This window comes from Candidatus Neomarinimicrobiota bacterium (assembly GCA_030743815.1).
Taxonomy (GTDB): Bacteria; Fidelibacterota; Marinisomatia; order Marinisomatales; family S15-B10; genus UBA2146.
This window is the reverse complement of the sequence record JASLRT010000082.1, coordinates 1-9,248: the sequence shown is the minus strand read 5'-3', so window position 1 is coordinate 9,248 and position 9,248 is coordinate 1. Positions and strand designations below refer to the sequence as shown.

9 protein-coding genes are annotated in these 9,248 nt (G+C 49.5%); 4 read left to right on the top strand and 5 right to left on the bottom strand.

Features of this window, described 5'->3' with window-relative positions:
- The 3 genes from QF669_06620 to QF669_06610 all read left to right on the top strand — a co-directional run.
- Positions 1 to 541, top strand: a 541-nt coding sequence (locus QF669_06620) for a 4Fe-4S dicluster domain-containing protein (protein MDP6457104.1), incomplete at its 5' end; no start/stop codon positions are given.
- Between the two features lie 326 nt (positions 542 to 867).
- Positions 868 to 2,403: a gamma-glutamyltransferase gene (locus tag QF669_06615; GenBank protein ID MDP6457103.1), complete on the top strand. Its 1,536-nt coding sequence runs from the start codon at positions 868 to 870 to the stop codon at positions 2,401 to 2,403.
- 14 nt (positions 2,404 to 2,417) lie between these two features.
- Positions 2,418 to 3,545 (top strand): glutamate--cysteine ligase, encoded by a 1,128-nt coding sequence (locus QF669_06610; protein MDP6457102.1) that lies wholly within the window; start codon positions 2,418 to 2,420, stop codon positions 3,543 to 3,545.
- A 49-nt stretch (positions 3,546 to 3,594) separates the two neighbouring features.
- Here the strand turns inward: QF669_06610 and QF669_06605 are convergent, their stop codons facing one another.
- The 5 genes from QF669_06605 to QF669_06585 all read right to left on the bottom strand — a co-directional run bounded on the left by QF669_06605 (position 3,595) and on the right by QF669_06585 (position 6,875).
- On the bottom strand, positions 3,595 to 4,332 hold the full coding sequence (locus QF669_06605; protein MDP6457101.1) for a gamma-glutamyl-gamma-aminobutyrate hydrolase family protein: 738 nt from the start codon (positions 4,330 to 4,332) through the stop codon (positions 3,595 to 3,597).
- Between the two features lie 32 nt (positions 4,333 to 4,364).
- Positions 4,365 to 5,702, bottom strand: coding sequence for a glutamate-cysteine ligase family protein (locus tag QF669_06600; protein MDP6457100.1), 1,338 nt, complete (start codon positions 5,700 to 5,702; stop codon positions 4,365 to 4,367).
- 101 nt (positions 5,703 to 5,803) lie between these two features.
- Complete coding sequence (locus tag QF669_06595; protein MDP6457099.1) at positions 5,804 to 5,974, bottom strand: hypothetical protein; 171 nt, start codon at positions 5,972 to 5,974, stop codon at positions 5,804 to 5,806.
- Positions 5,975 to 6,043: 69 nt separating this feature from the next.
- Positions 6,044 to 6,604 carry an NADH-quinone oxidoreductase subunit B family protein gene (locus QF669_06590; GenBank protein MDP6457098.1) on the bottom strand — a complete coding sequence of 187 codons (561 nt, stop codon included), beginning with the start codon at positions 6,602 to 6,604 and terminating at the stop codon, positions 6,044 to 6,046.
- Between the two features lie 13 nt (positions 6,605 to 6,617).
- Positions 6,618 to 6,875, bottom strand: coding sequence for a hypothetical protein (locus QF669_06585; GenBank protein ID MDP6457097.1), 258 nt, complete (start codon positions 6,873 to 6,875; stop codon positions 6,618 to 6,620).
- Between the two features lie 248 nt (positions 6,876 to 7,123).
- Here QF669_06585 and QF669_06580 point away from each other — a divergent pair, with 248 nt between their 5' ends.
- A complete protein-coding gene (locus QF669_06580) occupies positions 7,124 to 8,767 on the top strand; it encodes an NAD-dependent malic enzyme (GenBank protein ID MDP6457096.1) in 1,644 nt (547 codons plus the stop codon).
- Positions 8,768 to 9,248 lie beyond the last annotated feature (481 nt).

Here is a 9,248-nt window from a genome sequence, read left to right as displayed (position 1 = left end):
CGGACGCCCAACGCTGGCGTGCCGAACATTGACTTCTGATCTCCCTAACACAATCACTCTTTACCCACTTCCGTTTTTCAAATTACTGGGTGACCTCTCTGTGGATACAGGAGTGTGGTTTCGAGAAGTAGCTGAACAGATAGAATCGTGGATACACACCCAGACAGAGTTTGATCCGCAGACTGAAGAAGAGCGGATGGACAATGCCACCGCCAACAAAATCTATGAGGCCGAGCGGTGCATTGAGTGCGGCTGCTGTCTCGCTGGCTGTGCCACTGCGCAAGTAGCCCCTGATTTTCTGGGAGCTGCTGGACTGAACAGGATCGGCCGGTTCATGATAGATCCTAGAGACCAACGTGATGAAGAGGATTGGTTTAAATTGGTATCAACGGATAGCGGTATATTTGGATGTATTGGCATGATGGCATGTGATGATGTCTGCCCAAAGGACCTTCCGCTCTTGGAAGTTTTTGCCTATATACGTCGTAAGATGGCTACCACAGGATTTAGCAGGAGAAGAAAAGAGACAGCCGCAACCTAAGTCATTCCGCTAGCATTTATCAATTCACTGGTGTAAGTGCTCGCGCCCCGCGTGAAAACGGTTTATTCTATTCTATAATCTCCCATTAATAGCACGCCGGCACCCGGGTACTGAAATACTCTAACTTATCTGTCCTCCAGCCAATGCATCAGTTCAGGGGAGGTTGTAAAGAAGTTTGAGAGCTGGTGTCGGCGAAAATCAAGAATAGTCAGTAAAACTATCCGGGGAGTGATTGAGAATCAGTTCGTCAATTATCTTGATTTTCCGTTTCTCTCCCGTTAGCTTTACTGATTACCCGGTACGTTTCGCATCGTTCCGTATTTATCGTGAAAAATGTAATTGCAGCAGGAGATAAGTCGACAGTCGCAGCCGCACAGGTAATTCTGGAGAGCGGAGGCAACGCATTTGATGCAGCCGTCGGCGCCTGTTTTACCGCCATGATAGCCGAGCCGACGCTTACCGGTCCCGGTGGCGGCGGCCACTTTATGGCCCAGCCCACCGATTCAAAACCGATTTTGTTCGATTTTTTCGTAGATACCCCCTCTGGAGACGTGCAGAAGCTCGACCTTGATTTTTTCAGCGTCTTTGTCGATTTCGGCGAAACAGTGCAGGAATTTCACATTGGTAGAGGGGCCGCAGCGGTGCCAGGCAATACTGCGGGACTGCTTCATGTCCATGAGCGTCTCGGGACGATGCCCCTCAAAACAGTTATGGAGCCTGCTATTGAAGCCGCCAAAACAGGTGTTCCTTTATCAAAAACTCAGGCATATCTGATCAAGATTCTTACGCCCATCATTACTCATGAAGAAGAAAGTCGACACCTCTTCGCTCCCGGGGGAAAGTTGTTAAAAGCGGGTGACACAATTGTTATGCCACAATTTGCCGACTTTCTTGATGTTCTGACACATGAGGGGGTGGATTTGATCTACAGGGGTGAAATCTCAAGAATCATTGCTGATTGGGCACAGGATGGTGGACTTATCCGGCGGGAAGATCTGGAAGAGTATCAAGTAAAGGAAAGGGATCCTCTGATAACGCCGTTCCATGATTTTACCGTCTTGCTGAACCCGCCTCCCGCTCTCAGCGGCATACTTATTGACTGTACTTTCGCCCTTCTGTCAGCTATGCAATGTGTAAAGACGCATCGCGTTTCACTCAAGAATCTTGTCGCCGCGTTTGAAGAGACTAACCGAATCAGACAAGAAAGGTTGCCGGTAGGAACTCTGGACGAAGGGTTTTCAGCCCTCTCAAAACAACCATTTTTCGGGGCGTCCGTGGATAGAATAAACAGTGAACTGGGAAGTTCGCCAGCTCCATCTGATGCAACAGTTATGGGTGCTACAACACAAATTAGTGTTTTGGATAAAAGCGGCAATGCGGCCAGTGTTACTACCACGAACGGTGAAGGGTGCGGATATATGTTGCCTCAGGCGGGGTTCATGCTCAACAATATGCTGGGGGAGGAGGATCTTAATCCGGGAGGTTTCCACAGGTTTCTTCCGCGCACGCGCCTCTCGTCGATGATAGCACCAACTATCGTTGTGGATGAAAGCGGGCCCGTTCTTCTGACGGGCAGCGCCGGAAGTAACCGTATTCGCTCTGCCATAATTCAGATCGTTATCAATCACCTCTGCCATGGACTTGATATTGAAGCGGCAACGGTGGCGCCCAGAATTCATCTTGATGGAAATGTACTTCATGCGGAGCCGGGGGTTGATGAGGGCGAACTTAAGAAACTAGAGGGGCGTTACGATGTAGATCGCTGGCAGGAACAAAATCTTTTCTTCGGCGGAGCCAACTCCGTAACGCCTGAAAAGGGCGCAGGCGACCCTCGAAGATCAGGAGCAGCTATCATAGTCTAAAGGAGAAACTTATTATGGCGATTGTTTTCAATAGTTCACCCGAGCCGACCGTAGGGGTTGAAGTCGAACTCCAGATTGTTGACCGTGAGACGCGATGTCTGGTTTCTAAAGCTCCTTATATTTTGAAAAAGTTTAAAGAAAATCTTCATATCAAGCCGGAACTGTTGCAGTCTACCATTGAACTCAACACAGGGATATGTAAAGATGTACAGGAGGTGCGGCGTGATCTGACGGATCTTGCGGTACAGCTTCAGCCCACTCTTGATGACCTGGGGTGCGCCTTAATCTCAGCCGGTACTCATCCGACAGCCACTTGGCCTGGTCAGGCCATCTCTAACAAAAAGAGATACCGGGAACTTGTGGAGAAAGTTCAGTGGCCGGCCCAGCGCCTCATGATTTTTGGTCTTCACGTCCATGTGGGTATAGACAGCGGCGAAAAAGCCATCGCTATTTTTAATGCCCTCTGCAGCTACATTCCCCAGTTTCTTGCCCTGTCGGCAAGTTCACCTTTCTGGCAGGGAAATGACACGGGTCTGGCTTCTGTGAGAGTGAAGGTTTTTGAGACGCTCCCCACTGCAGGGCTCCCCTACCGAATGACAAACTGGGGTGAATTCCAGAACTTCATGAACACCTTGGTATCGGCGGATGCGATTTCGAGTGTTCGAGAGGTGTGGTGGGACATAAGACCCCATCCAGGCTTCGGTACAGTTGAACTGAGAATGTGTGATGGCATGCCGACAATGTCTGAACTAATATCTCTCGTGGCTCTGATTCATTCTACCACTGTCTGGCTAAGTGATATGTATGATGAGGGGCATCTTATCCCGCCGCAGAGACATTGGATCATCAGGGAGAACAAGTGGCGCGCATCCAGATGGAGCCTGGATGCTGAAATCATCACAGGCAGTGAGGGGGAAAAACAAACCATTGCGGACAATATGGAAGACCTGCTGGAGATAGTTGCTCCAGTAAGTGAAAAACTCAATTGCCGTAAGGAGTTAGAGGGTGTCCGGGATATCATGAATCTCGGTCCCAGCTATCTGCGTCAGCGAAACATCTATGAGCAGACAGGAAAATTTGAGCCTGTTGTGGACGCCTTGATCGAGGAATGGATAACGGACCAGCGAGTTTACTCAGCGTAGCCGCGGTTGACTAAGAGACAATCCATCTTCCACAGTAAATCATCAACAATCAGTTTTTGGCTTCTTCTACCAGCCATCTAAACAGTGACATCTGCTTCTCATCATTCTGCATCTGCTCGGGATGCCACTGGACAGCGACAAAGTTAGCTGTGCCGTTTTCAGGCTCTATCGCTTCGATCAGACCATCAGCGGACCAGGCAGTTGCTTTAAGCCCCGCCCCGACCTCTTTGACCCCCTGGTGGTGAGTACTGTTGACTGTTGGGGCCGCGTCCTTCAAGATGTCGTAGATTAAACTATCTCTATCAACATCAACAGTGTGATTCACGACGGGTCCCTTGTAGTCCCCGTGGTCGAGAGCGCCGGGCATTTGGGAAGGAACGTCTTCCCATAGATCTCCACCGTAGATAACATTAATATGTTGATGTCCAGCACAGATAGCCAGGGTAGGCCTCTCCCGGTCTCTGAAGGCTTTAAACACTTGCCGGTCGAAGGCAACGCGGTTAGAATGCATCGGCTCCTCGCCATTTAAGTCGTAAGGAGAACCGCCGTAATATTCGATGGGAAGATCAGGTCCGCCGGTGAGAACAAGGGCATCAATTTTGCTGGTGAATTCTTCTACCTTGCCCGTAGAGTTGGAGTGTGTCAGCAAAACTGGAATTCCGCCTGTGTCCCAGATACTGTGAGTATATGTCTCCTTCCCCATGAGCCACCAGACGTTTTCTTTGGGAAAATATCCCGGCGCAATCCCTATAAGTGGTTTACTATTTGAGCCCGCATCTCTTTTCATAGATCTTGGTCCTTGTATTGGGTTTCCGCGAGTCAGGGTGCCTTGAGAGCCGCCCCCAGCGCTTCTTTCTGTTTAAGCCATCGATCTCTTATGTAAATATTTATCGATTTGCTGGAGTTTTCAAAATCCTTTTGAATCTGAAGAGAAACAGGTCCATTACGCAGAAAGTTCTCCGCGAAAGACTCCAGGAAGATTCTTTCATGGCCAGCTTCAGATTGGGCATTCCCTGCCGTGAGACCATCAAGCGCCATGCTGAACAGCTGTTCAATCCAGGCGTGAAATGTTCTTCTGCCGAAAGCCTTTTGTGAAAGATCAAGCGTTTGAGCCTTGGACTGAACCTGTCGCCGCTCTTCTGGACTCCACGACAGAATGATATCATAAAGTTTATCTGACACGGCAGAAGTCCTGAGAAGCCCGGTCAGGAATGCTACCGGGGCTAGCTCGAAACCGAAGGGCGGTCTGTCAGGTCCGCGGATTTCAAGGATCTCTTTGAATCGTACTTGGGTAAAAATATGATGTAATGCCGCAAGGGCATCGCTGGCACCGAGACCCCCTTCGTCATCCAATGAAGAGAGCCACTCCATAAGAGATCCGTCAAAGATTCCGATATCATCTGCACGTGTGAGGGTAAAGATGGTTGGTGTGGCAAGAAGGTAGTCTATAAAGGATCTCACAAGACCTTGTGATGCGCTGATATTGTGATCGAGAAGTGTGCCGCAACGGGCAGGATCTGTGTCATTCCAGATGATTTCTCTTATGTTCTGGTTGCCAGTGACTGAGCCGCTTCTGAACGGAGCGTTAGCAAAGATGACTGATACGAAAGGGTGTAAAGCATCGGCGAGGAAAGCGAGCCGTTCTGCTTCTTCCAACGAGGTATAGTCGTAGTTGATCTGGACGCTGGTGGTGTTTAGCATCATCCAGTGTCCTAGTTTGCCTGTAGTGGCAAAGCACTGCCACATAAGGTGGTATTTTTTGTGGTCAATAATTGCTATGTCATCAGGAGAATAAAGAGGATCAAGCGCAAAATCGAGAAGCATCAGATTCTCCTCTTCACATATCTCCAGCAGAGATGCAAGGTAACTGTTCCACGCGTTCTTCAAATCGTCGAGAGTGGAGCGGGGGGGCGAAGCGTATTCCAGCTGCCCGCCAGGTTCAACAGTTATGACATGCGCAGGCTGAGCATCGGTACTCTCAAGACGTTCCTTTATATCCATAATGGAGAAGGTTTCCCCGATGTTAACCGGGACTCTCTGTAGATTGTTGTCATAGAGGATATTTTCGATCTCAACGCCTGTGGTAACCGTTTCAGGAGTACGCAGTTTGGAGCCGACAACATCGACAATCTTATGAATGATATCTGAAGATGGCATTTTAATGAGATATCGGCATAGCGTAAAAACTCGCGGTTAATTCAATCATGGTGTAGCAATGAAGGGGGAATTGCTTGTTGGCGAGGACAAAGGAGAAACGGTTAGTCTGGCCGTCGCGGCTGCTGCCGTTGACGGATTTCTTTCAGGTCAGAGCCCTGTCCCCTCACGTCCTTCTCGAAACGGTGCCACCATTCCAGCTCTTTGTCAGTTCTTTCGGCCAGACGTTTCCACCAGCCGAAATCTGTGATCGTCTTATGCTCTTGTCTCTTCACAGCACAGAAGTCAAGACTTCTCTGAATGTTGAAATATGGATCTTGAAGCCAAGCGAGGTAGGGGTAGAGTTATTCAGCGGGAACGGCAGAAGGAGTTGCTGAGGACTGTTTATTTTCTTTTGAAAAGAGCGTTTTAAGGTTCTTGGAGACGGTGTCTTGAATGGGGCGTTCATCGAGGATCTTTTCCTGAAGTTTAAGCAGACCTTCGATTAACGCTTCCGGCCTTGGGGGACAGCCGGGGATGTAGACGTCCACCGGGACTACCAGATCGACACCTTTTAGAACATGATAGCCGTATTGGCAGTAGGGACCGCCGCTGGTGGCGCAGCTCCCCATGGAGATGACGTATTTGGGATTGGCCATCTGTTCGTAGAGGCGCTTCACCCTTAAGGCCATTTTCATAGTGACGGTACCGGCTACAATCATCACGTCGGCCTGTCGTGGCGAGGAACGGGGCATCATGCCGATCCGTTCGAGATCGTGGCGTGAGGCGGCAGTGGCCATCATCTCAATGGCACAGCAGGCGAGCCCAAACTGAAAATACCACGGTGAGGTAGAACGAGCCCAATTGATAAGCTTGTTCAACGAGGCAACAACAATGTTGCCGGAGCCATCTTTTGCGTGAGATATATCAGCCAATGAATTATTCCTCAATCTTTTCCGTGCTCATATAGACAGACTTACTACCCATAAAGTCGTGATGTGGCAGAATCGCATGCCCCTGCTGATTTCGTGTGGGGCATGTGCTACATGAGGAACTGCCATTGTTACGATGCCGCAGAATTTCGAGTATTTTTTCATCTGCTTCTGGTGATCCTGCTATCAACTCCTCATCAGTTTCGATGAACCATCTGAGAGTTACCAGATAGCGGTGCATTTTATTTTCTTCTTTTTCGCTCATCGAATCGATGTCAGTGCGGCGTTACGCCGATCCCAGCGGGCGCTAATTTAGATACTATCTATTTTTTCGCAAAAGTCTTTCACAACGATTTTGAGCCGCCAGACACCAATCCCATTTCAAAAGAGCAAAGATGTTGTGTAAATTTAGATAGAGCAAGAAGTCTATTAGCGGCTGTATGTAGTGGAGTTTAATCCATGTTTACTATTCTAAGTTTCGCCCAACCTTAAGCTTGTAAGGAGGAGTATACCATGTCTGGCAAGCAATCAAAGTCTGGATTGACAGGTGTCAATCTGTTACATGATCCTATTACGAACAAGGGCACCGCATTTACTGAGCTCGAGCGTGAGGAGCTCGGCTTGCGCGGGCTGTTGCCGCCGAGAATTTCCTCAGCGAAGGAACAAGCTGTGCGCGTGCTTGAAAACTATCATGCTAGGACTTCAGACTTGGAGAAGTTTATCTATCTAATTGCGCTACAGGATCGAAATGAGTCATTATTCTATCAGGTACTCCTGAACAATATTGATGAAATGATGCCAATCGTTTATACGCCGGTAGTGGGGCAGGCGTGTCAGGAGTATGGCCACATATGGCGGCGGCCGCGAGGGATGTACATTACGGCGGAAGATAAAGGACGAATGAGCGATGTCTTGAGAAATTGGTATCGTGAAAAAGTGGGAATCATCGTTGTCACCGATGGGGAGAGAATCCTTGGTCTGGGCGACTTGGGCGCAAACGGCATGGGCATTCCTGTCGGCAAGCTGACACTCTATACGGCCTGTGCTGGCGTCGATCCCCTGTTTTGTCTTCCCGTCACTATAGACGTGGGGACAAATAATGAACATCTGCTTGATGATCCGCTATATATAGGGCTACGGCAACGCCGCATCCGTGGCGATGAATATGATGCTCTCATTGATGAATTCGTGACAGCTGTTGGGGACGTTTTCCCGGGCACACTGATCCAGTTTGAAGATTTCAGCAATTTGAACGCCTTTCGTTTGCTCAGAAAATACCGGGACAAGGCCTGCACATTCAATGACGATATCCAGGGAACTGCCAGCGTCACGCTTGCCGGGATCTATTCGGTGCTCAGAATCACAGGACAGAGACTATCAGATCAACAGATACTTTTCCTCGGTGCGGGGGAGGCGGGGATCGGCATCGGCGATCTGATTTCGTTGGCAATGGTTGATGAAGGACTGTCGGACGAGCAAGCGAGACGGAAATGCTGGTTTGTTGATTCGAAAGGGTTGGTGGTCAAAAGCCGTGACAACCTGCAGGAACACAAACTTGCGTACGCCCACGATCATGAGTTTCTTCCCGATCTGTTATCGGCTGTAGAAGGCCTCAGCCCCACCATCCTGGTAGGCGTATCCGGCCAGCCGCAGACGTTTACTCAGCCGGTTGTTGAAGCGATGGGGAACGCCAACGAACGCCCCGTTATCTTTGCCCTTTCAAATCCGACATCAAAGGCGGAGTGCACTGCTGAGCAGGCGTACGGATGGACAGAAGGTCGTGCCATTTTCGCCAGCGGCAGTCCGTTCGATCCCGTAACACTTAACGGTAAAACTTATGTGCCGGGTCAGGGGAATAATTCGTATGTCTTCCCCGGCGTCGGCCTGGGCGTGATCGCCTGCGGTGCAGAACATGTGACTGACGAAATGTTCTCGGCGGCTGCCAAGGCGCTGGCTGGAGAGGTGTTGGAAGAGGATCTGAAACAAGGGTGCATCTATCCTCCCTTGACAAAGATCAGGGCTGTCTCAGCAGTAATCGCTAGTGCGGTGGCGAAAGTAGCTTACAAACGTGGTCTTGCTACCAAGCCGGAACCGTCAGATATGCTGACTTACATGACGTCTCAGCAATATCAGCCAGATTACAAAAATTACGTGTAGCTGCGCAGTCCTGTAGTCAGATTAATTATATAGGGTGAAAGAAAAGTCAAAGGGCTTCACCGACGCACCCATCCGAATTGTAGAAATGGGCAAGGGCTCCTGATCCTGCTGATCAGAAAACAATAGGATGACGTGTTATAAGCGAAAGCCGAAGGTCATATGCGGCGCGAGTTCCTCAGAAAAAGGGAGGTAGAGGAGAGTCAACTCGGAAATGAGTGGCATGACGAATCTGTCTATGGAAGTCTACAGGTTGGCAAACAGCTGTGGGGGGAATTCCCAGTTGCTGTAAGCACGGTGGTCGTAATTGTTCCACATATAGCCTTCTTGTACTAGCCAGCCACCTAATCCAAAATCCCGCAACTGCACTGTGTTGCCCCGCTATCATCAACAAAAACTCGGCCTGAGGTGCGTAAATACTTCAAGCAAAGAAGCAGATAGCTATACGGATAACAAAGCCGCAAAAATAAAGGGGTGTGCTCGG

Bases quoted from the DNA above. Each gene is read 5' to 3' on its own strand.
- QF669_06610 (MDP6457102.1), top strand. From the start codon at position 2,418: ATGGCGATTGTTTTCAATAGTTCACCCGAGCCGACCGTAGGGGTTGAA.
- QF669_06605 (MDP6457101.1), bottom strand. From the start codon at position 4,332: ATGAAAAGAGATGCGGGCTCAAATAGTAAACCACTTATAGGGATTGCG.
- QF669_06600 (MDP6457100.1), bottom strand. From the start codon at position 5,702: ATGCCATCTTCAGATATCATTCATAAGATTGTCGATGTTGTCGGCTCC.
- QF669_06585 (MDP6457097.1), bottom strand. From the start codon at position 6,875: ATGAGCGAAAAAGAAGAAAATAAAATGCACCGCTATCTGGTAACTCTC.
- QF669_06580 (MDP6457096.1), top strand. From the start codon at position 7,124: ATGTCTGGCAAGCAATCAAAGTCTGGATTGACAGGTGTCAATCTGTTA.